The sequence below is a fragment of the Mesorhizobium sp. M0244 genome (assembly GCF_040321795.1).
In the GTDB taxonomy this organism is placed as follows: Bacteria; Pseudomonadota; Alphaproteobacteria; order Rhizobiales; family Rhizobiaceae; genus Mesorhizobium.
On the sequence record NZ_JAMYSE010000027.1, the window covers coordinates 21,011 to 46,729 of the forward strand.

19 protein-coding genes are annotated in these 25,719 nt (G+C 64.4%); 10 read left to right on the forward strand and 9 right to left on the reverse strand.

Translation table 11 applies throughout. The features are described 5' to 3' along the window. The first annotated feature begins 270 nt into the window (after positions 1-270). The 4 genes from NKJ08_RS17900 (at position 271) to NKJ08_RS17915 (ending at position 8,704) form a co-directional block, all read left to right on the forward strand. Positions 271-2,244 carry a hypothetical protein gene (locus NKJ08_RS17900; protein WP_352527611.1) on the forward strand — a complete coding sequence of 658 codons (1,974 nt, stop codon included), beginning with the start codon at positions 271-273 and terminating at the stop codon, positions 2,242-2,244. A gap of 10 nt (positions 2,245-2,254) precedes the next feature. Beyond that, positions 2,255-6,226 (forward strand): DUF7929 domain-containing protein, encoded by a 3,972-nt coding sequence (locus NKJ08_RS17905; RefSeq protein ID WP_352782471.1) that lies wholly within the window; start codon positions 2,255-2,257, stop codon positions 6,224-6,226. Positions 6,227-6,450: 224 nt separating this feature from the next. Then, positions 6,451-7,128 carry a ribulose-phosphate 3-epimerase gene (gene rpe / locus NKJ08_RS17910; protein ID WP_352782473.1) on the forward strand — a complete coding sequence of 226 codons (678 nt, stop codon included), beginning with the start codon at positions 6,451-6,453 and terminating at the stop codon, positions 7,126-7,128. Positions 7,129-7,168: 40 nt separating this feature from the next. Further along, positions 7,169-8,704, forward strand: a complete 1,536-nt coding sequence (locus tag NKJ08_RS17915; protein WP_352782475.1) for a malonate--CoA ligase — start codon at positions 7,169-7,171, stop codon at positions 8,702-8,704. Here the strand turns inward: NKJ08_RS17915 and nagA are convergent. From nagA to NKJ08_RS17935, 4 genes are read right to left on the reverse strand one after another with little or no spacing between them, the layout of a single operon-like run. After that, positions 8,688-9,866, reverse strand: coding sequence for an N-acetylglucosamine-6-phosphate deacetylase (nagA, locus tag NKJ08_RS17920; protein WP_352527617.1), 1,179 nt, complete (start codon positions 9,864-9,866; stop codon positions 8,688-8,690). The two genes, NKJ08_RS17915 and nagA, sit on opposite strands and share 17 nt — an antisense overlap. After that, a complete protein-coding gene (locus tag NKJ08_RS17925; RefSeq protein ID WP_352782477.1) occupies positions 9,863-10,894 on the reverse strand; it encodes an SIS domain-containing protein in 1,032 nt (343 codons plus the stop codon). Before NKJ08_RS17925 ends, nagA begins: the two co-directional genes overlap by 4 nt. After that, on the reverse strand, positions 10,891-11,673 hold the full coding sequence (locus tag NKJ08_RS17930; protein WP_352527621.1) for a GntR family transcriptional regulator: 783 nt from the start codon (positions 11,671-11,673) through the stop codon (positions 10,891-10,893). Before NKJ08_RS17930 ends, NKJ08_RS17925 begins: the two co-directional genes overlap by 4 nt. Next, the gene (locus NKJ08_RS17935) at positions 11,670-12,551 is read right to left on the reverse strand and encodes a glucosamine kinase nucleotide-binding domain-containing protein (RefSeq protein WP_352527622.1); all 882 of its coding nucleotides are present in this window, start codon (positions 12,549-12,551) and stop codon (positions 11,670-11,672) included. The genes NKJ08_RS17930 and NKJ08_RS17935 overlap by 4 nt, the downstream gene beginning before the upstream one ends. Positions 12,552-12,748: 197 nt before the next feature. Here NKJ08_RS17935 and NKJ08_RS17940 point away from each other — a divergent pair, with 197 nt between their 5' ends. The 6 genes from NKJ08_RS17940 to NKJ08_RS17965 all read left to right on the forward strand — a co-directional run bounded on the left by NKJ08_RS17940 (position 12,749) and on the right by NKJ08_RS17965 (position 19,298). After that, a complete protein-coding gene (locus tag NKJ08_RS17940) occupies positions 12,749-13,708 on the forward strand; it encodes an N-acetylmuramic acid 6-phosphate etherase (protein ID WP_352527623.1) in 960 nt (319 codons plus the stop codon). Between the two features lie 2 nt (positions 13,709-13,710). Beyond that, the gene (locus NKJ08_RS17945) at positions 13,711-14,967 is read left to right on the forward strand and encodes an ABC transporter substrate-binding protein (RefSeq protein WP_352527624.1); all 1,257 of its coding nucleotides are present in this window, start codon (positions 13,711-13,713) and stop codon (positions 14,965-14,967) included. Positions 14,968-15,210: 243 nt separating this feature from the next. Next, positions 15,211-16,134: a carbohydrate ABC transporter permease gene (locus NKJ08_RS17950; protein ID WP_352527626.1), complete on the forward strand. Its 924-nt coding sequence runs from the start codon at positions 15,211-15,213 to the stop codon at positions 16,132-16,134. An 8-nt stretch (positions 16,135-16,142) separates the two neighbouring features. Further along, on the forward strand, positions 16,143-16,982 hold the full coding sequence (locus NKJ08_RS17955) for a carbohydrate ABC transporter permease (RefSeq protein WP_352527628.1): 840 nt from the start codon (positions 16,143-16,145) through the stop codon (positions 16,980-16,982). Positions 16,983-17,222: 240 nt separating this feature from the next. Continuing rightward, a complete protein-coding gene (locus tag NKJ08_RS17960; protein WP_352782479.1) occupies positions 17,223-18,284 on the forward strand; it encodes a Gfo/Idh/MocA family protein in 1,062 nt (353 codons plus the stop codon). 15 nt (positions 18,285-18,299) lie between these two features. After that, positions 18,300-19,298, forward strand: a complete 999-nt coding sequence (locus NKJ08_RS17965) for an ABC transporter ATP-binding protein (RefSeq protein ID WP_352527632.1) — start codon at positions 18,300-18,302, stop codon at positions 19,296-19,298. A 172-nt stretch (positions 19,299-19,470) separates the two neighbouring features. Here the strand turns inward: NKJ08_RS17965 and NKJ08_RS17970 are convergent, their stop codons facing one another. The 5 genes from NKJ08_RS17970 to NKJ08_RS17990 form a co-directional block, all read right to left on the reverse strand. Next, entirely contained in the window at positions 19,471-20,316 is an 846-nt protein-coding gene (locus NKJ08_RS17970; protein WP_352527634.1) for a fumarylacetoacetate hydrolase family protein, read from the reverse strand. 28 nt (positions 20,317-20,344) lie between these two features. Then, a complete protein-coding gene (locus NKJ08_RS17975; RefSeq protein WP_352527636.1) occupies positions 20,345-21,076 on the reverse strand; it encodes an SDR family oxidoreductase in 732 nt (243 codons plus the stop codon). Positions 21,077-21,249: 173 nt separating this feature from the next. Then, positions 21,250-23,622, reverse strand: a complete 2,373-nt coding sequence (locus NKJ08_RS17980) for an aldehyde dehydrogenase family protein (protein WP_352527638.1) — start codon at positions 23,620-23,622, stop codon at positions 21,250-21,252. A 16-nt stretch (positions 23,623-23,638) separates the two neighbouring features. Further along, positions 23,639-24,694: a deoxyribose-phosphate aldolase gene (gene deoC, locus NKJ08_RS17985; protein ID WP_352527640.1), complete on the reverse strand. Its 1,056-nt coding sequence runs from the start codon at positions 24,692-24,694 to the stop codon at positions 23,639-23,641. A 161-nt stretch (positions 24,695-24,855) separates the two neighbouring features. Continuing rightward, positions 24,856-25,683, reverse strand: coding sequence for a ferredoxin--NADP reductase (locus tag NKJ08_RS17990; protein ID WP_352527641.1), 828 nt, complete (start codon positions 25,681-25,683; stop codon positions 24,856-24,858). Positions 25,684-25,719: the final 36 nt, after the last annotated feature.

Sequence of the window (25,719 nt, forward strand, 5' to 3'; positions counted from 1 at the left end):
CGGCCCGGAAAGGAAAGCCCAATGACCACAAACCCAGAGGCTCCATGGTCTCCGGGAACAGCAGGAGCTCAGCGCGACCATCGCCTTCGGGACCGGGTCGATGCGCTGGGCTTTCCGCCGGTTCCATTGACCCCGCGCAGACGCAGGCGTAGCATGACGTTGAGGAAAGCAGACAATTCGATCAGGGATGAACGTGCCGGAACGCCGCGCCTTGCCCTGATTTGCGCGCCGAGACCGGATGTTTCTCCCATGACCTGCGGGGGGAGATCCATGTCGTGCGACCACGGCGCGTTCGCGCGCTCTTATGCCGGCCGTCTGCGCCGTGTCATCCAGGCAACCAGCGCATTATTGCCCTTGGCGCTTATCGCCGGGCTTTGGGCCAGCCTCTGGCTTGGCGGCTCGGCCCAGGCGCAGGAAACCCAGATCATCTATCCGGGCTCGATGGCAGTGACCGGGTTTTCCGGCACCATCATCCCCAATTTCGAGGACGGGCTGCCGCCGGGCGTCGATCCGGTCGACGAAACCTTCATCGACACGGCGCGCGCAACCTTGCGCGTTTTCGACGTTTCAAGGCTGGATGGGCCGGCCTCGGGCCAATTGGTCTTCACCCCGCCACCCTTCGAGGTCACGGCCGAGCAAATCGGCCAGGTGTTCGGCATCGCCTATGACGACGGCGTGCGCGACGGCGTTCCCTCCGCCATTCCAAACCTCTATGCCGGCGCCACGTCGCTGCACGGCATCCGCATCGTCACGCCAGACGGCGACGGCGACGGCCGGCCGGAGCGGCAACGCCGCGGCATGGCTGACGCGGTCTTCATGGACGGCCAGTTCGGCACCGAAAACGGCGGCGGCCCCGGAACGATCTGGAAGATCGACGGCATCACCGGCGCCGTCTCGAAATTCGCCGATATCGACGCCGATAGCGGTCCCGGCATCGGCGACGTCACTTTCGACAATATCCACCGCCAGTTCTTCGCCAGCGATCTCGACACCGGCCTCATCCACCGCATCGACGCCAATGGCGCGTTGGTCGATACATTCGATCACGGCGTTGCCGGACGCCCGGCGCACGGGCTTGCCGCCCTTGCCGACGACGGCTCTGTGATGGACATCCATGGTGCTGCCTTCGACAGCGAGGACCCCGACAGCTGGGGCTATACGCAGGACGAGCGCCGCGTCTGGTCGGTCGCCTATCGTGGCGGCCGGCTCTATTATTCGGTCGGCGAAAAGGCGGAAATCTGGTCGGTGGGCATTGCCGGCGACGGCAGCTTCGCCGGCGACCCGCGCTGGGAACTGACAGTCAAGGCCGACAAGGATTACGCGGTCACCGACATCGCCTTTGACAACAAGGGCTTCATGTATCTGGCCCAGCGCGGCCCGGTGGAGAACCGCTACGACTACAGCCAGTTCGCCGATTCCGGCAAGGGTGAGGTCATCCGCTACTGGCGCGAAAACCCGGACGATCCGGCGACTGAATCGGTCTGGGTGGAAGTGCCGCAGGAATATGCGGTCGGCTTCCCGCTAGACAACCGGCAGTCGGCCGGCGGCCTCGACCTGCAATATGGCTACGATGCCCAAGGCAATCTCGACACCGGTGTCTGCACCGACACGCTGGTCGATACCGGCGACAAATTGCGCGACAACCCGGAGTTCGCCGAACAGCTCGCAGCCGGCGGGCCGCTTGCCGTGCACGGCGTGCAGGTCACGCCGACGGCGCTGGTCAAGCCGGCCAACGTGCCGCCTTTCGGCTCGTGGTTCGTCGATTTCGACAATTATTTCGAAGACCCGGAAGTCGAAGGCCATGTCGGCGACGTCGAGGTCTGGCGCCCCTGCGAAGGTCGCGCCGGCTATTACGAGCAGGTGCCGGGCGACTATCTGCCACCTTTCTATCCACCGGACTTCCCGCCCCCCGGGAACTTGCCTCCCTGTATCGATGTCGAGGACGTCGAGTATTTCTGCACGCCCTCGGGCCTCGAAGCCGATCTCTATCTCCATGACCATGCCGGCTTTGGCGGCGATTCGATCAAGGCTCTGTCCAGGACGCCTGGCGTCGGCGTGACATCACCCCTGTCGCATGCTCCCGGCGCGCCATACACGATCGGCATCACCGGCCATTATCCTGGCGAAAGGGTCGATGTCGGGCTCTGCTTCTACAAGCAGTCCGACCGCGACAAGGGTGGCTACTACCCTTGCTGCAAGATGACCTTGCCGCTCAGAACCCCAGCCGTCAGCTGCGAGCCGTGAGGAGGGGAAGATGAGCAATCTTGCACTTTTCCCGCTCGCCCCGAGCAGTGAGTCAACCGGCAATCAACCAATCGTCATGGAGACCATCATGAAACCCCTGTCACTCGCCAGGCGCGGCGCGCGCTGGCTGATGGCGGCCGGTATCGCGGTCGCCATGCTAGGCCCGCTGCAAGGCTTCGCCGAAGACCTTGCTCCGGCCAAGACCAAGCCTGCCGATGCGGGCATCCACACGGTCATTCCGGATCCCAAGCTCGATTTCGACAATCCTCGCATCGTCAATCCGGAGCCGGGCCGGATCGTGCCCTTCTTCACCAAGAAAGGCACCCAGAGAGGCTGCGACTATGTCGTATACTCGCTGAGCTTCGGCTTGCGCGGCAATCCGCAGGGTCTTGCCAGCCCGAACCTCGCGGAAGCGCTGAAAAAGGTCAGGCTCGATTTCAGGGACCAGCTCCCGCATGGCCTGCGGATCGTCGGCGTGCATGTGACCGGCGACGGCACCGATGAGTCCGGCGGACCGCCGCCCGGCGCTGCGATCAGCAGTTCGGCTGATCCCAACGATACGGCGACGGTTTCCGATTTCCGGATTTCCGCCGGCGATCTCGACGGCATCGGCGCTCCGAACGAGCGCGTCATCACCTTCCAGATCACCGCCAAGATCGACCATACGGCGTTTCCGTCGCCGGCGATCGTCGACAATCAGGGCGTGATCAAGGTGAGCCGCGAACGCGGCGCCGGCGTCGAAATCCCGTCGCAGGACCCGGGCAAGCCGGACGACGGCAACTATCTCACGGGTGCAAAGACCTCGATCAAGATCGACGTCACCAAGTGCAACCCGCCGCCTCCACCTCCCGGCGATCGGGAATGCTTCAAGGTGGAGCGAGGCACGGTCGATTGCGTCCCCGGCGGCGGCGCCTTCATCTACCACATGCCGGTCGGCCCTGAGATGGGTGGCAAATGGGTGCAGCTTTCGACGACGACACCCGGCATCACCATCATCCCCGACACGCAGCTGGTGCCGGCGGGCGGCGGTGTGCTCAATTGGAAGATCGTTGGTGCATCACCTGGCGACGTCATCCACATCATCGTCACCGGCATCGAAACCTATGCCGGCCCGAAGGAGGGCTGGGGCCTGTGCTGCACGCAGACCATCGACATCGTCATCCCGCGTGACCAGAGGTGCCCGCCGAAGGACAAGGAACCGGATCTGAAGGTTGAAAAGCGCGCCGACGTGCAACGTTGCACGATGGGCGGCGGCTGCGACTTCACCATCAGGGTCACCAATGTCGGCGATGCACCCTATCACGGCAAGATCGTGCTCGACGAAGTGACGCTGCCGGCCGGCTCTGCCCTCGATTCAGGGCCGAACCCGCCATGGGTCTGCGCGCCGGCAATCACCCCGATGATTTGCACCCATCCGGTGACTACGCTCAATCCGGGTGCTTCCGTCGACCTCAAGCTCGGCTTCAAGCCGGCCGCAGGCTGGCAAGGCGGCGTCTTGCGCAACTGCGCCACCTATAATTACGGGGCCAGCGGCAAGCCGCTTTTCGGCAGCCAGCAAAACGACCGCGGCTGTGCTTCGATCCCGATCTGCCGGCGTGGCGATCGTGACCGCGACTGCCGGCCGCCGGTGGAGAAGAAGGTCGACCTGATCCTGAAGAAGCGCGCCCGCACCGAATTCTGTTCGGCCGATGGTGTCTGCACCTTCGTGATCGACATCATCAACAATGGCAGTGTCCCCTATAATGGGCCGCTGACGGTCATCGACACCTATCCGGGCGGCGCACCGCCATCCTCGACCTTCGGCCCGACGCCGCCATGGACATGCGGGCCGAACGGCCCCGGCCAGTTCCGCTGCGACAATGCCGGCATCGCGCTTATGCCGGGCGCCTCGACGCCGATCTTCGTCAGGGCGGTGATGCCGGCCAACTACCGGCCGGATAGCGTCGAGAACTGCGCCGAGGTGAAGGCTATTCCCGGTGAGAACGACATCGTCAACAACAGGGCCTGCGCCAAGAAACGCCTCCGTCATCCGAATGGCGGCCAGCCGGCCCTGCGCATCACCAAGGTGTGCAATGGCTCGCTGGCCGGTGCTGCGGTCGTTTCCTGCCGCATTACCGTTATCAGCCTCGGCACCACTGCCCCGACCGGTCCGGTGCGGGTCAATGACGCCGCGACGCTGGTGGCCGGCGGAGCGCCGGTCCAGATCCAGACCGTCACCCCAGACGGTGCGGAATGGGCTTGCGGACCGGTTCCGGCCAATACCCTGTCGTGCCAGATTCCCGGCGCCGTGATGACGCCCGGAACCAGCCGCCATTTCGACGTGACGGTTGCCGCGAACGCCGAATTCGAGAACTGCGCACGCGGCTCCTACGGCCCGGCTCCGGGAGACGATATCGTCTATCCGATCGGCCAGGCCTGCGCCAAGGGCGGCGGCGCCTCGACCATTCGCGTCGAGAAGACCGGCGACGCCGAGTGCAAGCTCGGCCAGCCCTGCTCGTTCGAGATCACCATCACGAACGATGGCGCGAGCGCCTTCTCCGGTCCGGTTCGCATCGGCGATGCGATCGGCGTCGAAGGCCTCGGCCGGCTGGAGGGCGTTGCGATCGCCTCGATCGATCCGCCCTTCGGCTGCTCGCCGGAGCCGGCAACCTTGCCTCTGTCCTGCATTGCCCAACTGACGCTCGGCGCCGGGGAAAGCCACGTGCACAATGTGACCGTGATCATTCCCGACGATGGCCGTCTGGCCAGTCTGCAAGGCACTGTCAACGGCCAGAACTGCGTCGGCGTGCTGTCTCCGAACACGCCGGTGCAAGGCGGTGGCGACGTGTTGTCCCGCGGTGCGGCCAACGTGCAGGGCGATCGCGGCAAGGCCTATGCCTGCCATCCCTTCATCATCATGCATGAGGTGAAGAAGGAGTGTTCGCAAGGCTTCGTCATGAACGACGCTGGCAACTGCGTCTGCCCGCCAGGCACGACCTTCCGCAACGGCCAGTGCTCGTCGGGCGGCGGTACGGTCATCGTGCCGAAGCCGAAGCCTTGTGTCCTGCTCAAGGGCCAGATCCGTACCGAGGACGGACGCTGCGTCTGCCCGCGCGGAACCGAGCTGGAGAACGGCGCTTGCGTTGGGAACAAGCCGAAACCCGAGCAGTGCACCATTCGTGGCCAGATCCACAACGCTGCTGGCGATTGCGTCTGCCCGAGGGACACGGAAGTCAGGGGCAATGCCTGTCGGCCAATCCAGCCAAAGCCCGAGCAGTGCAGCATCCGCGGTCAGACCCACGACGCCGGAGGCGATTGCGTCTGCCCGAGGGGCACGGAAGTCAGGGGCAATGCCTGCCGGCCAATTCGGCCGAAGCCAGAGCAGTGCGCGATCCGCGGTCAGATCCACGACGCCGGAGGCGATTGCGTCTGCCCGAGGGGCACGGAAGTCAGGGGTGATGCCTGTCGGCCAATCCAGCCGAAACCCGAGCAGTGCACCATTCGGGGTCAGATACACAACGCCGACGGCGATTGCGTCTGCCCGAGGGGCACGGAAGTCAGGGGCAATGTCTGCCGGCCAATTCAGCCAAAGCCCGAGCAGTGCGCGATCCGCGGTCAGATCCACAACGCCGATGGCGATTGTGTCTGCCCGAAAGGTGCGGAAGTGCAAGGCAATGCCTGCCGGCGCAAGAAGCCAGTTGTGGTGGAGTGCCCGATACCTGGCCAGATCCACAACAAGCGCGGCGCCTGTGTCTGCCCGCGTGGGACCGAGCTGCGCGACGGCGCCTGCCGCAAACCACGGCTGGAATGCGCACCGGGCGCGCGGCCGATCAACGGCCAGTGCCAGCCGATCATCAAGCGGCGCTGCCCGGTCGGGACGGTCGGACGATATCCGGACTGCGTCCCGATCCGCCGGAAATCGACGCTTGAGCCGAACCTGCTGCTGAATCCGAATGTTCTTCAGCAAGTCGTTCCACGGCGCAAGCCGCAGCCGGAGCAATAGGATACGGGGCGCGGAACTTCAAACAGTGACCGTGCTCGTCACCCAACACCCCGCCGGAGCGATCCGGCGGGGTTTTTTCTTCAGCGGCAGATGAGAAGGCAGCGCAAACCTGAAGCCGTTGCGTCGACGGGAGGACAAACCGGCTTCCACTTTCCGGACTCATGGTCTAGGCAGTCGATACAGACACAGGGTCCGTAAACCGGGGCGTTCGGGAAGGCCGCATCATGAGCAAAAAAACCCTGATCGCGCCATCGGTGCTGGCGTCGGATTTCTCGAAGCTCGGCGACGAGGTCGAGGCGGTGGTCGCGGCTGGCGCCGACTGGATCCATCTCGACGTCATGGACGGGCATTTCGTCCCCAACATCACCTTCGGCCCGCCGGTAATCAAGGCGATCCGCAAACGCACCAACGCGTTTTTCGACTGCCATCTGATGATCGCACCGGCCGATCCCTATCTGGAGGCCTTCGCCGAAGCCGGCTGCGACGGCATCACGGTGCACGCCGAAGCCGGGCCGCATCTCGACCGCTCGCTGCAGACGATCAGGAGCCTCGGCAAGAAGGCCGGCGTTTCGCTCAACCCGGCGACGCCGGAAACGATGATCGAATATGTGCTCGACCGGCTCGACCTGATCCTGATCATGACCGTCAATCCGGGCTTCGGCGGCCAGGCCTTCATTCCCGCGATCGTCGACAAGGTGAGGCGGGTGCAGGCGCTGATCGGTGACAGGCCGATCCGGATCGAGATCGACGGCGGCATCTCGCCCGAAACTGCGCCCTTGGTCACCGCGGCCGGCGCCAGCGTGCTGGTCGCCGGTGCCGCCATCTTCAAGGGCGGCAGCGTCGAAGCCTACCGGGCAAACATCGAGGCAATCAGGGGAGCGGCGGACAAGGCGGCCGGCTGACCGCCGCCGTCCGGCCGGAGACAGCCGCTCGGGGGGACTTATGAGCAACCATCTGTTCGATGCTTTCCGTGCCCGGATGCCCGCGCCAGAACGCCTTTTTATGGAGACGGAGGACGGCCGCTCGGTCAGCTATGGCGATGTGCTGGCACGCTCCGCACAACTGGCGCATGCGCTGTCACAGCTGGGCGTCGAAGCCGGCGACCGCGTCGCCGTTCACGTCGAGAAGAGCCCCGAGGCCATTTTCCTCTATCTCGCCTGTCTGCGTGCCGGCGCGATCTTCCTTCCGCTCAATACCGCCTACACGCTGACCGAGCTCGACTATTTCTTCCGCGATGCCGAGCCGCGCCTGGTCGTCTGCGACCCGGCGCGAGCGGGCGAGATCGGCTCTTTGGCGCAGGCCTCGGGCGCCGCGGTCGCGACACTCGGCAGCAAGGGCGAGGGGTCGTTGACCGATCGCGCCTCTGAGGAGGCGGTGGACTTCCACGATGCGGCGCGCGGACCGGATGACCTTGCTGCGATCCTCTACACGTCCGGCACCACCGGCCGTTCGAAAGGCGCCATGCTCAGCCACGAAAACCTCGCCTCGAATGCACGGGTGCTCGTCGACCTCTGGCACTTCACTGCCGCGGACGTGCTGATCCATGCGCTGCCGGTTTTCCACACGCATGGCCTTTTCGTCGCCACCAATGTCGTCCTGATGGCCGGTGCATCGATGCTGTTCGAAACCAGATTCGACCCGGCCCGCATCGTCTCGCTGCTGCCGCGCGCCACCGCGCTGATGGGCGTGCCGACCTTCTACGTCCGCCTGCTGCAGCAGGACGGCCTGAACCGGCAAGCGGCGAAAAACATCCGCCTGTTCGTTTCCGGCTCTGCGCCGCTTTTGGCCGAGACGCACAAGGCTTGGCGCGAGCGCACCGGCCACGCCATCCTCGAGCGCTACGGCATGACCGAGACCAACATGAACACGTCGAACCCCTATGAGGGCGAGCGGCGTGCCGGCACGGTCGGCTTTCCCTTGCCCGGCGTCTGCCTGCGCATCACCGATCCCGACGGTGGTGAAACACTTGCCCAGGGCGAGATCGGTATGATCGAGGTCAAGGGCCCGAATGTCTTTTCCGGCTACTGGTGCATGCCGGAAAAGACCAGAGCGGAATTCCGTGACGACGGTTTCTTCATCACCGGCGATCTCGGCCTAATCGATGCCGACGGCTATGTCCACATCGTCGGCCGTGGCAAGGACCTGATCATTTCCGGCGGCTACAACATCTATCCGAAGGAGGTGGAGAGCGAGATCGACGCTCTTGCCGGTGTCGCCGAAAGCGCTGTCATCGGCGTTGCCCATCCGGATTTCGGCGAGGGTGTCACGGCGGTCGTGGTGCGGACGCCGGGCTCGACCATCAGCGCCGCCGAGATCGTCGAGGCCATCGCCGGACGCCTCGCCAAGTACAAACATCCGAAACGGGTGATCTTCGTCGACGAACTGCCGCGCAACACCATGGGCAAGGTGCAGAAGAACCTGCTGCGCGACGCTTACAAGCCCTCTATACGTCCAAAGCCGGCTAAGCCTGAGGGATAGCGTTGGCTGTAAAAACCTTGGCGCCGTCGATCCAGACGTTTTTCACGTCCAGATCGTCCGACAGCGAAACGATGTCGGCGGCGGTGCCCTTGGCGAAGCGCCCGAGCCGATGCGACTGGCCGATCGCCTGCGCCGGATAGAGCGAGGCCATGCGCAAGGCTTCGTCGAGGTCGAGGCCGACGACACGGTGCACGAAGCGCACCGCGGAAATCATGTCGAGATCCGCGCCAGCCAGCGTGCCGTCGGCAAGTGTCAGCCTGCCATCCTTGCGGTGGATGGTGCGGCCGTTCAGCGTGAACGAGATCATGTCGGTGCCGATCGTCGCCATGGCGTCGGTGACGAGCAGGATCTTGCCCGGCCCCGGCTTGGCGCGCAAGGCGATGGCCATGGTGGCCGGATCGACATGGATACCGTCGGCGATGATGCCGGCATAGAATGTGCCGGTATCGATTGCCGCGCCCGCCAGCCCCGGCTCGCGATTGCCGATCTGGCTCATCGCATTGAACAGATGTGTGACCACCGTGGCGCCGGCCTCGGCGAAGGCGCGGGCCATGGCATAGCCGGTATCCGAATGGCCGATGCTGACGATGATGCCGGCCTTGCTGAGCGCCGACACCTGGTCGCGCTCGACGGATTCGGGCGCCACTGTCGTCAGCAGCACCGGCAGGTTTTTCCGCGCGGCGATCAGCATCGCCTGGTCGGCATCGGTCATTGGCCGGATCAGGGCCGGGTCATGTGCGCCCTTACGGGCGATCGACAGATGCGGGCCTTCGAGATGCAGGCCCAGGAAACCCGGCACCTTTTGCCGTGCGGCCTCTGCTCCGGCGGCAACCGCCGCGGCGGTGATCTCGGACGTGTCGGTGATCAGCGTCGGCAACAGTGCCGTCGTGCCGAAGGGCGCGTGTGCCCGGCAGATGGTCTGGATGGAGGCGACATCCGGATGGTCGTTGAGCATGACGCCGCCGCCGCCATTGACTTGCAGGTCGACGAAGCCCGGCACCAGCATGCCGCCGCCGGTCTCGATACGCGCAACACCGGATGGAACGGCGCCGGCGGGAACGATGGCCTCGACGAGGCCGGCGCGTACGACAAGGGCCGCATTGTCGTGCCAGTCGTCGCCATCGAATATCCGGGCGCCGGTCAGGGCAAAACGGTCGCTCATAGGGTTTCCGTCACCTTGCGCAGATTGGGCGGCGTGTCCGGGTCGAGGCCGCGATGGCGGGCAAAAGCCTCGACGAAGCCGTAGAACGACACGATCAGCGTCAGCGGATCGGTCAGCGGATGGCCGGTGGCGACATGCGGCAGAGGCTGCGCCCTCTTTGCCTTGTCCGAAGTCACAAAGACGGCGGCGCCCTTGCCGGCCAGGCTGTCCGCGGCTTCGGCCAACGACGGTTCGGATGCATCGCGGGCGGCGAGTGCCAGCACCGGGAAGCCGGGACCGACCAGCGCCAGCGGGCCATGCATGACCTCGGCCGCACTATAGGCCTCGGCATGCATGGCGCAGGTTTCCTTGAATTTCAGTGCCGCCTCGTTGGCGATCGCCGCCGACGGGCCACGGCCAAGGATGAACAGCGATTTCGGCGTCTCAAGCGCCCCGGCCAGCGCCATCCAGTCGCAAGCGATCGCCTTGCGAAAATGTTCCGGCAGGCGAGCGAGTGCTGCCAGAAGTTTGTCATCGCCGGTGCAATGCGCCATCAAGGCGAGCCCGGCGACCGCCGAATTGACGAACGTCTTCGTCGCCGCGACGCTGCGCTCCGGTCCGGCCAGGATATCGATCGCGTAGTCGCAGGCGCGTGCCAGCGGCGAATCGGCGGTGTTGGTGACGGCGACGGTCAGCGAACCGCCGGCTCTCGCCGCTTGCGCCATCGCAACGATGTCCGGGCTCTTGCCGGATTGCGAGATCGCCAGGCAGGCCGAGCCGCCCAGTTTCAATTTCGCGCGGTAGATCGAGGCGATCGACGGGCCGACCGATGCAACCGCCAGGCCGGCGGTCAGCTCCACGGCATATTTCATGAAGGTCGCGGCATGGTCCGACGAACCGCGCGCCACGGTGACGACGAAATTCGGGTCTCGCTCGCGAATGCCGCGCCCGGCCTCGGTCAGCATCGCTGCCGAGCCATCGAGCAGGCGTGCGGTGGCCTCCGGGATCTCCTCGATCTCGCGCCGCATATGGGTCGTTGTTGCGCTCATGGCCGGCCCTCTTCGCCCGGCCCGCTCAGCCGGAGTTCGGCGACGAAATCATAGGCGTCGCCCCTGTAGATGGAGCGGGTGAACTCGATCACCTTACCGCTCGCCAGATAGGAGATACGCTCGATGTGCAGGCCGGCAATGCCCGGCGGCACTTCCAGCAGATGCGCGTCGCTATCGCCAAGATTGGTGGCGGAAATCCGCTGCACCGCCCGCACCGGCCTGTTGCCGGTCTTGTCCAGCGCCGCGTAGAGCGATGAACCGATCGCCGCCGGATCGGGCAGCACGCTTGTCGATAGTGAGGCGCGCTCGATCGCCAGCGGCGTGTCGTTGGCGATGCGCAGGCGCGCCACACGAGCCACCAATTCGTTCGACGCCAGGCCAAGCACCATCATCTCGTCGGGCGACGGCGGATAGAGGCCGCGGTCGAGCCAGGCCGAACGCACCGCCATGCCGCGCCGCGCCATGTCCTCGGTAAACGAGGTCAGCATCGACAGCGACTGCTCGACGCGCTCCATGCGCGGCGCAACGAAGGTACCGGAACCATGGCGCTGGACGAGGATGCCGCCCTTGACCAGGTCCTGTACCGCCTTGCGCACGGTGACGCGCGAAATGTCAGCCTTGCTGGCGATGTCGCGCTCGGAAGGCAGCGCATCGCCCGGTCCGATCAGCCCGCGTTTGACGGCGTCCTCGATGCTCTTCCTCAGCTGCAGATAGAGCGGCGCGCCGCTTTGCGACGACTGTTTCAGCGCCGTGAAAATCTGGTCGGCGGCGTCGCTCATCGCGCTGCCTCCGCCGTGTCCGCGAAAATCCGAACCGCCATCTGCACCGCGCCGCCCAGCGCATCGTCGAGCGGCGGCTTCAGCAACGCCCGGTAGCGCGCCGACAGGCGCGGCGCATAGAGCGGCGCCAGCCCGCCGAGCAGGCAGAGCGGATCGTCGCCACCGAGGTCGAGCACGCCAAGCGCTGCCTCGACATCGGCGACAGCCTTGTCGAGGATCCAGATGGCGACGACATCGCCCCTTTCGGCATGTTCGAACACCTTGGGCGCGAAGCCGCCGAAGTCGCCGGGCTTGGCATTGGTGGTGAATTCGACCACATCCTCGGGATTGTTGCGGAAGATGGCGAGCATGGCCTCTGTCAGCGGCGAGCCTTCGCGGATGCCGTCATAGGCGAGCAGCGTCTGTTCGAGCAGGTCACGGCCGATGCGGGCGCCGCTGCCCTGGTCGCCGACCTGGAAACCCCAGCCGCCGATGGCGCGCGATCTGCCGTTTTTGCGCGCCATGTAGGCGGTGCCGGTGCCGAGGATGGCCATGGCGCCGTCACCGGAGCCGACCGCGCCTTCCAGCGCGATCTCGGCATCGGTCTCGACGCGGCTGATGCGGAACGGCAGGATCGCTTCGAGCTGCTGCCTGTAGGTGCCGACATTGGCGCCGGCTAGGCCGAGAATGGCCGGAGTTTGCGGGATTAGTGCGGGATCCTTGCCTGCGGCGACAAAGGCCTGCTGCGCTGCGTCGACGATGTTCGTCCTGGCGCCGGTGAGATCGGTGCGGATGTTGGCGGCGCCGCTTTTGGCACGGCCGAGGACGGTGCCGTCGGCCGTTGCAAGGGCCGCCCTGCAGCTGGTGCCGCCGCCATCGATTCCGAGCACGAATTTCACGCGATTTCTCCTCGGGCGGATAATACCAATAAAATACCAATAGCCAAGGATTAATTTCCATTTCAAAAATGTTAAGGCGTAATTTGTTGGAAAATCAGCCGATTTTGTCCGAAGGCCTGCCCCGCGCAAGGATTTCATTAATGCGTGTGGACAAGTGGTATTTTTTTGGTATTGTTTTCTGGATTGGAGGAAAGCGGATGGCCGAAACGCGCACCGAAGCGCTTCACCAGAATGCCGAGGGCCTGGATATCCAGGCCCCGGAGGCTATCCTTTCCTCTTTGGCCAATGCGCAGATCGAGGCCGCCAAGGCCGTGCACGGCGCCATTGCCGCCATTGCCGCCGCAGCCGAAATCATCGCCGACCGGCTGAAAAGCGGCGGCAAACTCGCTTATGCGGCGGCAGGCAGTTCAGGCCTGATGGCGTTGGCCGATGCGCTGGAGCTGCCGGGCACTTTCGGCATCCAGCGCGAGCGCATCGCCATCCTGATCGCCGGCGGCGATGACGCCTTCAACACACTGGCCGGCGGGCCGGAGGACGATACCGACGAAGCCTCGGCTGCGGTCGTCGCCGCCGGCATCGGCAAGGGCGACTGCCTGATCGCCGTCTCGGCCAGCGGCTCGACGCCCTATGCGGTGCGGGCGATCGGGGAAGCCGGGCGCCGAGGTGCGGCGACCATCGCCATCGCCAACAACAGGGATGCGCCGCTGCTGCGGCTGGCCAACATCGCCATCCTGCTCGAAACGCCGCCGGAACTGATAGCCGGCTCGACGCGCATGGGCGCCGGCACCGCCCAGAAGATTGCGCTCAACATGCTGTCGACGCTCGCCGCCATCCATCTCGGCCATGTGCATGATGGCTACATGGTCAACCTCATGGCCGACAACATCAAGCTGCGCGATCGCGCCGCACGCATCGTCGCCGCCATCAGCGGGCGCGACAAGGACGAGGCGGCGCGCCTGCTCGAAAAGAGCGGCGGCGTCGTCAAGACCGCCATTCTGCTCGCCGCCGGCGCCGCCAGCGCCGATGCGGCCGAGAAGATACTGGAAGGGACCGGCCACAAGCTGCGGCCGGCGCTTTCCGCGATCGAGGGGAGCAAGGGGCGCAATGCCTCTGTTCTCATCAAAACCGAACCTGAAAAAGGTCAACAGGGAGACTGAGCATGACAACGAAGCTACTGACGGCACTTCTTCTCGGCACCAGCATTCTCGGCTCCGCCGGGGTGGCTTATGCCGACGTAACGCTCAACATCGAAAGCTGGCGCGGCGACGACCTTGCCATCTGGAAGGACAAGTTGATCCCGGCCTTCGAGGCCAAGAACCCGGGCATCAAGGTGGTGTTCGCGCCATCGGCGCCGACCGAATATGACGCGGCCCTCGGCGCCAAGCTCGCCGCCGGCTCTGCCGGCGACCTGATCACCTGCCGCCCGTTCGACAAATCGCTGGAGCTCTTCAAGAAGGGCAACCTGGCCGATATCTCGACGCTGCCCGGCATGGAGAACTTCTCCGACGTCGCCAAGGCCGCCTGGCAGACCGACGACGGCAAGTCGAGCTTCTGCGTGCCGATGGCTTCGGTCATCCACGGCTTCATCTACAACAAGGACGCCTTCGACAAGCTCGGCATCAAGGTGCCGACGACCAATGAGGAGTTCTACGCCGCGCTCGACAAGATCAAGGCCGACGGCACCTACATTCCGATGGCGATGGGCACCAAGGATCTCTGGGAAGCCGCGACCATGGGGTACCAGAACATCGGCCCGAACTACTGGAAGGGCGAGGAAGGCCGCCTGGCGCTGATCAAGGGCGAGCAGAAGCTGACCGACCCGCAGTGGGTCGAGCCCTTCAAGGAACTGGCCAAGTGGAAGGACTATCTCGGCGACGGCTTCGAGGCGCAGACCTATCCGGACAGCCAGAACCTGTTCACGCTCGGCCGCGCCGCCATCTACCCGGCCGGCTCGTGGGAAATCGGCCTGTTCAACACGCAGGCGCAGTTCAAGATGGGCGCGTTCCCGCCGCCGGTGCAGAAGGCCGGCGACACCTGCTACATCTCCGACCACACCGATATCGGCATGGGCCTCAATGCCGCGTCGAAAAACGCCGATGCGGCCAAGACCTTTCTGTCCTGGGTGGCCTCGCCGGATTTCGCCACCATCTACGCCAACGCACTGCCGGGCTTCTTCAGCCTGAACAACACCCCGGTGACGATGGAAGACTCGCTGGCACAGGAATTCGTCTCCTGGCGCGGCAAGTGCAAGTCGACGATCCGCTCGACCTACCAGATCCTGTCGCGCGGCACGCCGAACCTCGAGAACGAGACGTGGGTTGAATCGGCCAACGTCATCAACGGCACCGACACGCCGGAAGCTGCCGCCAAGAAGCTGCAGGACGGCCTCGACAGCTGGTACAAGCCGGCGAAGTAAGGCTCGGCGAAGCGTTGTCTCCCCCCTTGAGGGGGAGATGTCGCCGAAGGCGACAGAGGGGGTCGGTCGAGGCAGGCCGCGGCTTGATCGTTGCTGAAAGGCACGGTCGAACGACGCTGGCGCGCTGCCTCGGCCGACCCCACCCGCCTCGCTTCGCGAGGCACCCTCCCCTCGAGGGGGGAGGGAGACGCCGCGCTCTTTTTGCCGGCAATTGCAAGAACCTGATCGGCGGGGACCGAACTCATGGCCGCAACACCGAAAAGACCGTTCCGCTGGCACATCGGCGTCTTCCTGGCGCCGGCGTTGCTGGTCTATACGGCGATCATGATCCTGCCGCTGGCCGGCACGCTGCAGCTCTCCCTGTTCCGCAACATCAACCAGTCGCAGGTGTTCGTCGGGCTGGAGAACTTCCGCATGCTGTTCGGCGATCCCAACTGGTCGGTCAATTTCTGGAACGCGCTCAGAAACAATGTCTGGTTCTTCATCATCCACATGCTCGTGCAGAACCCGATCGGCGTCCTTTTGGCCGCACTTCTGTCCAGCCCCAGATTGCGGTTTTCCGCCTTCTACCGCACGGCGATCTTCGTGCCGACGATCCTGTCCTTCGTCATCGTCGGCTTCGCCTGGAAGCTGATCCTGTCGCCGCTATGGGGCGTGGCGCCGCATATGATGGATCTCGTCGGCCTCAAAAGCCTGTTCACGCCATGGCTCGGCAAGGCGCAATATGCGTTGACCGCGCTCAGCCTGATTTCGGTGTGGCAGTTCGTCGGCATCCCGATGATGCTGATCTACGCGGCACTGCTGTCCATTCCCGAAGAGGTGATCGAAGCGGCCGAATGCGACGGCATCACCGGCATGGCGCAATTCTGGAAGATCAAGCTGCCGCTGATCCTGCCGTCGATCGGCATCATCTCGATCCTGACCTTCGTCGGCAATTTCAACGCCTTCGACCTGATCTACACCGCGCAAGGCGCGTTGGCCGGACCGAACTATTCGACCGATATCCTCGGCACTTTCCTCTACCGCGCCTTCTTCGGCTTCCAGCTGCAGGTCGGCGATCCCAACATGGGCGCGGCGATCGCCACGATGATGTTCCTGATCATTCTTGGCGGCGTCTGCGTTTATCTGTTCCTCGTACAGACGCGCTTGCGTCGCTATCAGTTCTGAGGCGCGACATGAGCACGGCAACCCGTTCGCTGCCCCGCACCATCGGCGCCCATGCGATCCTTTTGACCTACACCGCTATCGCGCTGTTTCCGGTGATCCTCGTGGTGATGAATTCGTTTAAATCCCGCGCGGGCATCTTCGGCGCGCCGCTGACGCCGCCGACGCCGAAAACCTTCGACCTGATCGGCTACAGCACGGTGATCGGCCAGGGCGACTTCATCCACTATTTCCAAAACAGCCTCGTCGTCACCGTCGCCTCGCTGTTCTTCGTGCTTTTGTTCGGCGCAATGGCGGCGTTTGCGCTGTCGGAATACCGCTTTCGCGGCAACTCACTGATGGGGCTCTACCTCGCGCTCGGCATCATGATCCCGATCCGCCTCGGCACCGTCGCCATCCTGCAGCTGATGGTGGCGAGCGGGCTGGTCAACACGCTGACGGCGCTCATTCTGGTCTATACGGCGCAAGGCCTGCCGCTCGCCGTCTTTATCCTGTCGGAGTTCATGAAGCAGGTCTCCGACGATCTGAAGAATGCCGGGCGCATCGACGGATTGTCCGAATACACCATCTTCTTTCGGCTGGTACTGCCGCTGGTCAGGCCATCGATGGCAACGGTCGCCGTCTTCACCATGATCCCGATCTGGAACGATCTGTGGTTTCCGCTGATCCTGGCGCCGTCGGAGGAGACCAAGACGGTGACGCTCGGCGCCCAGCTGTTCCTCGGCCAGTTCGTCACCAACTGGAACGCCATCCTGGCGGCACTGTCGCTGGCGATCATGCCGGTGCTGATCCTCTACGTCATCTTCTCGCGGCAGCTGATCCGCGGCATCACCTCGGGAGCGGTCAAGTGAAAGAGGGAATCAAGTCTGTCGCCGGCGTGCGTATCACCCCACCCGGCGCTTCGCGCCGACCTCCTAATCAAGGGGAGGTAGGGCGCCAACATGTCGGGGGGCAAAATGGCCATGCGGGAAATCTCCCGACGGCGGTGACGGCGCCAGCCCCTTACCTCCCCTCGATGGGGAGGTCGGCGCGAAGCGCCGGGTGGGGTGACGCGCCCTCGCCGAGAGCAACTCGAATACCGGAGTGGTGACGTGGGTTCTGAAAAACCCCTTCGCATTGTCGTCGCCGGCCTCGGCAATATGGGCCGCAGCCATGCGCTGGCCTATCACACCAATCCGGGGTTCGAGATCGCGGCACTGGTCAACCGTTCAGACGTGCCGCTGCCGGAAGGACTTTCGACCTACGGCATTCGGCGTTCCTTCGACGAGGCGCTGCGCGATGAAAAACCTGATGTCGCCTGCGTCGCCACCTATTCCGACAGCCATGCCGACTACGCGGTCAAGGCGTTCGAGGCCGGCTGCCATGTCTTTGTCGAAAAGCCGCTGGCGACCACGGTGGCGGATGCGAAACGCGTGGTCGCGGCAGCCAAGGCCAACGGCAAAAAACTGGTGATCGGCTACATCTTGCGCCATCACCCGTCCTGGATCCGGCTGATCGCCGAGGCGCGCAAGCTCGGCGGCCCTTACGTGTTCCGCATGAACCTCAACCAGCAATCCTCCGGACACACCTGGGAGACGCACAAGCAGCTGATGCAGACGACGTCGCCGATCGTCGATTGCGGCGTGCATTATCTTGACGTGATGCTGCAGATCACTGACGCCAGGCCGGTCGAGGTGCGCGGCATGGGGCTGAGGCTGACCGAGGAGATCGCGCCCACGATGTATAATTACGGTCATCTGCAGGTGCTGTTCGACGACGGTTCGGTCGGCTGGTACGAAGCCGGCTGGGGGCCGATGATCTCGGAGACGGCCTTCTTCGTGAAGGACGTGATCTCGCCCAATGGCTGCGTGTCGATCGTCATGAAAGAGGGCGTCAGGTCCGACGACATCGACACCCACACCAAGACCTCGACCATCCGCCTGCACAGTGCGGCAACCGGCGCGGACGGCAAGTTCGCCAAGCCGGATGAGATGCTGTCGATGGAAGGCGAGCCCGGCCATCAGGACCTCTGCGATCTCGAACAGGCGTTTGTGCTGAAGGCGATCCGCGAGGATCTGGATCTCTCCCGCCACATGGACGACGCGGTGAAGTCGCTCGCCGTCTGCCTTGCCGCCGACGAGAGCGTGCGCAGTGGCGCCGCCGTCAAACTCTAAGCTAGGAACGATATTGTGGGCTCGCTGAACATCGAGAATGTCAAAAAGGCCTTCGGACCGGTCGAGGTGCTGAAGGGCATCAACCTCGAAGTGACGGATGGCGAATTCGTTGTCTTCGTCGGCCCATCCGGCTGCGGGAAATCAACGCTGCTGAGGGTCATTGCCGGGCTGGAGGACTCGACCTCAGGCCGTGTGGTGATCGACGGCGCGGACGTCTCGGCAACGCCGCCGGCCAAGCGCGGCATCGCCATGGTGTTCCAGACCTATGCGCTCTATCCGCATCTGACGGTGAAGAACAATATGGGCCTCGGCCTCAAGCAGGCCGGCACGCCGGCGGCCGAGATCGACCGCCGCATCGGCATCGCCTCCTCGATGCTTTCGCTGGAGCCCTACCTCTCGAGGCGGCCGGCCGAGCTCTCCGGCGGCCAGCGCCAGCGCGTCGCCATCGGCCGCGCCGTGGTGCGTGAGCCCAAGCTTTTTCTCTTCGACGAGCCGCTGTCGAACCTCGACGCCGCACTGCGCGTCAACACCAGGCTGGAGATCGCGCAGCTGCACCGCCGGCTGAAGGCGACGATGATCTATGTCACCCACGACCAGGTCGAGGCGATGACGCTGGCCGATAAGATCGTCGTGCTCAATGCGGGAAAGATCGAGCAGATCGGCGGGCCGATGGAGTTGTACAATTCGCCGGCTAATGAGTTCGTCGCCGGCTTCATCGGCTCGCCAAAGATGAATTTCGTCGACGGCGCCAGGCTGGGCGAGACAGCCAAGACCATCGGCGTCCGTCCCGAACATCTGACGGTCGATCCCAAATCCGGTGCCTGGAAGGGCACGGTCGTCCATGCCGAGCATCTCGGCGCCGACACCAACCTCTATCTCGACTGCGAGAAGGCCGGGTTGATCACCGTGCGCATCTTCGGCGTCTACAACGCCGAACCGGGCGCCACGCTTTACGCGACGCCGGATCCGGCAAAGACCTATCGGTTCGGAGCGGATGGGAAGGTGCTGAAGTAGGATCGCGGCTTAGCGTAGGCAGGCGCTGCCCCTCACCCCTACCCTCTCCCCGTATAGAGACGGGGAGAGGGGGGCGTCAGCGCTGGAGCTTCGTCCTTCTCCCCGTCACTATACGGGGAGAAGATGCCGGCAGGCAGATGAGGGGCGGCGGAAACTTGCCAAAGTGAAGCGCCTACGCGTCCGCCTTGAACGTCTGCTTCTGTTGGCCGAGTCCCTCAATGCCGAGTTCCACGACGTCGCCGGGCTTCAGGAAGACCGGCGGCTTCATGCCGAGGCCGACGCCGGGCGGTGTGCCGGTGGAGATGATGTCGCCTGGATGCAGCGACATGAACTGGCTGAGATAGGAAACCAGATAGGCCACACCATAGACCATGGTCTTGGTCGAGCCGTTCTGCATTGTCTTGCCGTTGACCTTCAGCCACATCGGGATGTTCTGCGGGTCCTTCACCTCGTCCTTGGTCACCAGCCACGGGCCGATCGGCCCGAAGGTGTCGCACGATTTGCCCTTGGTCCACTGGCCCTGCCGCTCGGCCTGGAAGGCGCGCTCGGAAACGTCATGCGCGACGCAGTAGCCGGCGACATAGTCCAGCGCCTCGGCCTCGGTGACATATTTCGCGGTCTTGCCGATGACCACGCCGAGCTCGACTTCCCAGTCGGTCTTGGCCGAGCCGCGCGGGATCAGCACGTCGTCGTTCGGCCCGACAATGGCCGAGCTTGCCTTCATGAAGATGATCGGCTCCGGCGGCACGATGGCGCCGGTTTCGGCGGCATGGTCGGAATAGTTGAGGCCGATGCAGATGAATTTGCCGGTGCCGGCGACGCAGGCGCCGAGGCGTGGCTTGCCGGAAACGGCGGGCAGCGATTTCGGATCGAGCTTCGACAATGTCTCAAGCGATGCCGGGTCGATCGCCTTGCCGGCAATGTCGGTGACATGGGCGGAGAGGTCGCGGATCGTTCCATCCGCATCGAGCAGGCCGGGGCGTTCGCTCCCCGCCTCGCCATAGCGCAGCAATTTCATAGAATTCCTCTCCTTGAATGAGATGAGCTTAGATCGACCAGCCACCGTCGATATTATAAGCCTGCCCCGACGTATAGGTGGCGCCGGCGAGATAGACGGCGAGGTCGGCGATTTCCTCGGGCGTACCGAGGCGGCCCATCGGCTGGCGCGCGATAAAGGCGGCGCGCGCTGCCTCGTAGTCGCCCTGCGCATGCATGCGGTCCTGCAGCGACGGGCTTTCGACGGTGCCCGGGCAGATCGCATTGCAGCGTATGCCCTTGCCGACATAATCGGCGGCGACCGACTTGGTCAGGCCGATGACGGCTGCTTTGGTCAGCCCATAGACGAAGCGGTTCGGCACGCCCTTGGTCGAACTGGCCAGCGACGCCATGTTGATGATCGAGCCGTCGCCGCGCTCCAGCATGCCGGGCAGCACGGCGCGGATGGTGCGGATCATCGCGCGGACGTTGAGATCATAGGCAAAGTCGAGATCGCCGTCCTTCATCTCGAGGATCGAGCCGGAATGCACGAAGCCGGCACAGTTGAACAGCACGTCGACGGCGCCGATCTCGGCGAAGGCCGACGTCACGGCCTCGTCGTTCAGCACGTCGAGCTTGCGGGTCTTGATACCGGGCGTCTTGCCGAGGTCGGCGAGCACCACCTCGTTGATGTCGGTGGCATGGACGACGGCGCCTGCCTTGGCGAAAGCCAGCGCGCTCGCCCGGCCGATGCCTTGTGCCGCCGCCGTGACGACAACGACCTTGCCTGTCAGATCCGCCATGCTTGTCTCCTCTGTGGCCGCCGGTTTTTACCGGCATACGGCCAAGGCGCAATGTGCCAGACAGGCCCTATGATGTCGCCTGTTTCGATATTCGCCTGCCGGCCAAATGTTTTTTCTCGGTAAAGAACATCTTTTGGCCCGTCAAGCCCGGACGTCCCCGCTGAGCGGGAAACTCAGTCGCCGTAGGGCACCCAGACGTTCTTGACCTCGACCGCACGGCGCAGCAAGGCATCGCCGGCGGCTTCGCTCGACGTCCAGTCGATGCTGCGGCCATTGCCGGTCCAGACCCGCTTGAGGTTGCCGACCGACTCGGCTTCGGCCCTGGCGCAGGTGTCGGCATCGGCGAATACCCAAAGCCCGTCGACATCGTCGTGCTTGGCCAGCACGCCGGCCAGCTCGGCGCTACGGCCCGTAACGATGTTGATGGCGCCTACCGGAACGTCGGAGTATTCGATGACCTGGTAGAGGTCGGTGGCAAGCAGCGGGTACCTTTCGGACGGCACCGCGACCACGGTGTTGCCCATGGCAAGCGCCGGCGCCACCAGCGAGATCAGGCCAAGCAAGGGCGCGTTATCCGCAGCGACGATTGCGACGACGCCGACCGGTTCGTGCAGCGCCAGCGTGACGGCACGGGCCGGCGGGTGGTGGACGCGGCCCTCGAACTTGTCGGCAAGGCCGGCATAGAGGAACAGCCGCTCGATCGATTGGTCGACCTCCTCACGCGCCGCCTTGGCGGTGGCGCCGGTGAGTTGGCTGAGGCGTGCGGCAAATTCATCGGTGCGACCGGAAAGATTTTCGGCCAGATAGTAAAGTACCTGGCTGCGATTGTAGGCGGTCGCCTCCGGCCAGGCCTTGCAGGCCCGCGCGGCAGCGACGGCGTCGCGGATGTCCTTGCGGTTGCCGAGACCGACCTCGCCGGCAAGCTTGCCCTTGGTGGTGGCGACGGCAATCGAATAATTGCCGTCCGGTCGGACCTGCTTGCCGCCGATGAACAGCTTCGCCGTGCGGTCGATGGCGTCGCCCTCGGAGCGCTCTACGGGCTGAGGTGTGGCCACAGCCGGCTTGATGACCGGGCCGAGCGGCAGCTTTGCCGAGAGATATTCGAACATGCCCTCGCGCCCGCCTTCGCGGCCGAAGCCGCTCTCGCGATAGCCGCCGAAGCCGCAGGCGGCGTCGAACATATTGGTGCCGTTGACCCAGACGACGCCGGCCTTCAATTGCGGCGCGACGTGGAGGGCAAGATTGACGTTCTCGCTGCATACCGAGGCGGCCAGGCCGTAGCGCGTGTTGTTGGCGAGCTCGATTGCTTCCTCGGTGTTGCGGAAGGTCATGGTCGCCAGCACCGGCCCGAACACCTCCTCCTGCGCCAGGATATTAGCCGGCGAAACGCCTGTTGCCAGCGTCGGCAGATGGTAATAGCCGGAGGAGGGCAGCGCCACGTCCGGCTGCCAGCAGACGGCGCCCTGCTTGGCGCCTTCGGCGACCAGCCCCTTGACGCGATCGAGCTGCGTCAAGTCGACCAGCGGGCCGATATCGGTGTTCTTGTCCAGCGGGTTGCCGACGCGCAGCCGGCTCATCCGTGTCTTCACCTTGGCGATGAAGGCATCGGCGATGCCTTCCTGCACCAGAAGGCGCGAGCCGGCGCAGCAGACCTGGCCCTGGTTGAACCAGATGCCGTCGACCAATCCCTCGACGGCGCTGTCGAGATCGGCATCCTCGAAGACGACGAAGGCCGATTTGCCACCGAGCTCAAGCGACAGTTTCTTGCCCGAGCCGGCCGTGGCTTTGCGGATGATCTTGCCAACCTCGGACGAACCGGTGAAGGCGATCTTCTGGATGCCGGGATGTTTGACGATTGCCGCGCCTGCTTCCGGCCCGCCCTGGACGATGTTGACGACGCCCTTCGGCACACCGGCACGCTCGCAGATGTCGGCGAACAGGATGGCGGTGAGCGGCGTGAACTCGGCCGGTTTCAGCACCACTGTGCAGCCCGCGGCGAGTGCCGGCGCAATCTTCCAGGCCAGCATCAGCAGCGGGAAATTCCAGGGGATGATCTGGCCGACGACGCCGACGCCCTTATGGCCTGGAAAATCCCTGCCCAGCGCCTGCGCCCAGCCGGCATGATGGATGAAATGACGGATGGCCAGCGGCACGTCGATGTCGCGGCTTTCGCGGATCGGCTTGCCGTTGTCGATCGATTCCAGCACCGCGAACAGCCGCTGGTGGCGCTGCATGGCGCGGCCGATGGCGTAGAGCACTTTGGCTCGGCTGTAGCCGGAGCTGGCGCTCCATTTCGGCAACGCTTTTGCGGCGGCCGAAACCGCCGCGTCGATATCAGCAGCCCCGGCATCCGAGACCTTGGCCAGCAATTTGCCGGATGACGGATCGCTGGTGTCGAAGGTCTTGCCACCTGCGGCTGCCTTCCAGTCGCCGCCGATGAACAACGCTTTGCCGAAATCGCGCGCGGCGAGCCACGCATCGGCCTCGTTGCGGGCTTCCGGCGCCGGGCCATAGTCCATGGCGTGGTAGCGTTCGAGAATGTTCATGGAGCGCTCCCGAAAATCACACCATCGCGTGGCGATGATTGGCCGAATAGTGGCCGGTCAGATGATGCTCGAGCTGGCGCTCGATGTCGGTCAGCAGGCTCGACGCTCCGAAGCGGAACAGCTCCGGCTCCAGCCACGGCCGGCCAAGCTCTTCCTTCATCAGCACCAGCCAGTCGAGCGAAGCCTTGGCGGTGGAAATACCGCCGGCCGGCTTGAAGCCGATGAGATAGCCGGTCTCTTCGAAATAGGCGCGGATGGCGCGCACCATGGCAAGGCCTACCGGCAGCGTCGCGTTGACGCTTTCCTTGCCGGTCGAGGTCTTGATGAAGTCGGCGCCCGCCATCATCGCCACCATCGAGGCGAGCATGACGTTGCGCAGCGTGGCGAGATCGCCGGTGCCGAGAATAACCTTCAGATGTGCCTCACCGCAGGCGGCGCGCATCGAGACGATCTCGTTATAGAGTTCCTGCCATTTCGCCCCGAAAACCAGGCCGCGCGGAATGACGACATCGATCTCGTCGGCGCCATCCCTCACCGAAGCCTCGATCTCCTGCAGGCGCGTCGACAGAGGCGCAAGGCCGTGCGGGAAGGCGGTTGAAACAGCGGCGACATGAATGCCGGTGCCGCGCAGCGCATCGACGGCAGTGGCGACGAAGGGGTGATAGACGCAGACCGCCGCCGGGCGGATCTTTTCTCCAGTAATGCCAAGCCCTTCGGCAATGTCGCGACGAAACGGATTGACCGCCTTGGCGCAGAGCCGGCGCACGCGCTCGTCGGTATCGTTCGAGTTCAGCGTCGTCAGGTCCATGCAGGCGACGGCGCGCAGCAGCCAGGCCGCCTGGTCGTCGGCCTTGATCGAGCGTCGTTTGGTCAGGCTGGCGACACGACGCTCCAGCGCCGAGCGGTTGACACTGCGCATCGACTCCATGAAGCCGAGATCGAGCCTCATTCCGGGATTGCGAGCAATGCCATGGGCTTGCGGGATTGGTGCATTGGCGGCGGCGCGCGCCGGCAGCGGCGTGATCTTGGACGCGCCGGCACCGAGATCGGTTTCGCGGATTGTGCTGCTCATCTCCTGCCCCTTGTTCAGCGACTTATGCCGAAGATAGACCGTGAAGCAGCGCTTCACGAGTCCTTCAAGCGGTCATAGCGGAAAAAGGCTGCAAAGACAGCTGCTTTTGACCATATGGTCAAAACCAAATCTAGGAAATCGGGCACCGAAGCGCCGCAGCTTTAGCCGACGAAGGCGCGCTCGACGACGAAGCTAGCCGGATGATGCAGCGAGCCTTCATGGAAGCCGAGGCTTTCAGCCAGCTCCTTGACGTCCTTCAGCATATGCATCGAGCCGCAGATCATGATGCGGTCGGTCTCGGGGTTGAGCTTGTCTATGTCGAGATCGTTATAGAATTTGCCCGAGCCGATCAGCGCGGTGATGCGGCCCATGCGCTCGGAGGTCTCGCGCGTCGTCGAATTGTAGAGCGTGACGCGGCCGCCGGTCAGCTCGCCGATCAGCGGATCGTTCTCCAGCGCCGCAACCAGTTCCTGGCCATAGGTGAGCTCGGCATTGTCGCGGCAGGTGTGGGTCAGGACCACCTGCTCGAATTTCTCATAGGTATCGGGATCGCGCAGCAGGCTGGCGAAGGGCGCAATGCCGGTGCCGGTCGAGATCATGAACAGGCGCTTGGCCGGGGTCAGCGCGTCGACCACCAGCGTGCCGGTCGACTTCTGCCGCATGATGACGGTGTCGCCGATCTGGATTTTTTGCAGCTCCGAGGTGAGCGGACCGTCCGGTACCTTGATCGAGAAGAATTCGAGTTCGTCGTCCCAGGACGGGCTGGCGATCGAATAGGCGCGGAACACCGGCTTCTCGGCGTTGGGCAGGCCGATCATGACGAACTCGCCGGAGCGGAAGCGCAGCGACTGCGGCCGCGTGATGCGAAACGAAAACAGCCGGTCGGTATAGTGCTTCACCGAAACCACGGTTTCGGCGTAGACATTAGCCGGTATGGGAAACTGCAGCGGTCGCGCGCCGGCGGTGTTGAACGCGGATGTGGTGTTCATCAAACCTAACCTTCTGGACCAGCTCAGCGCTGGCGC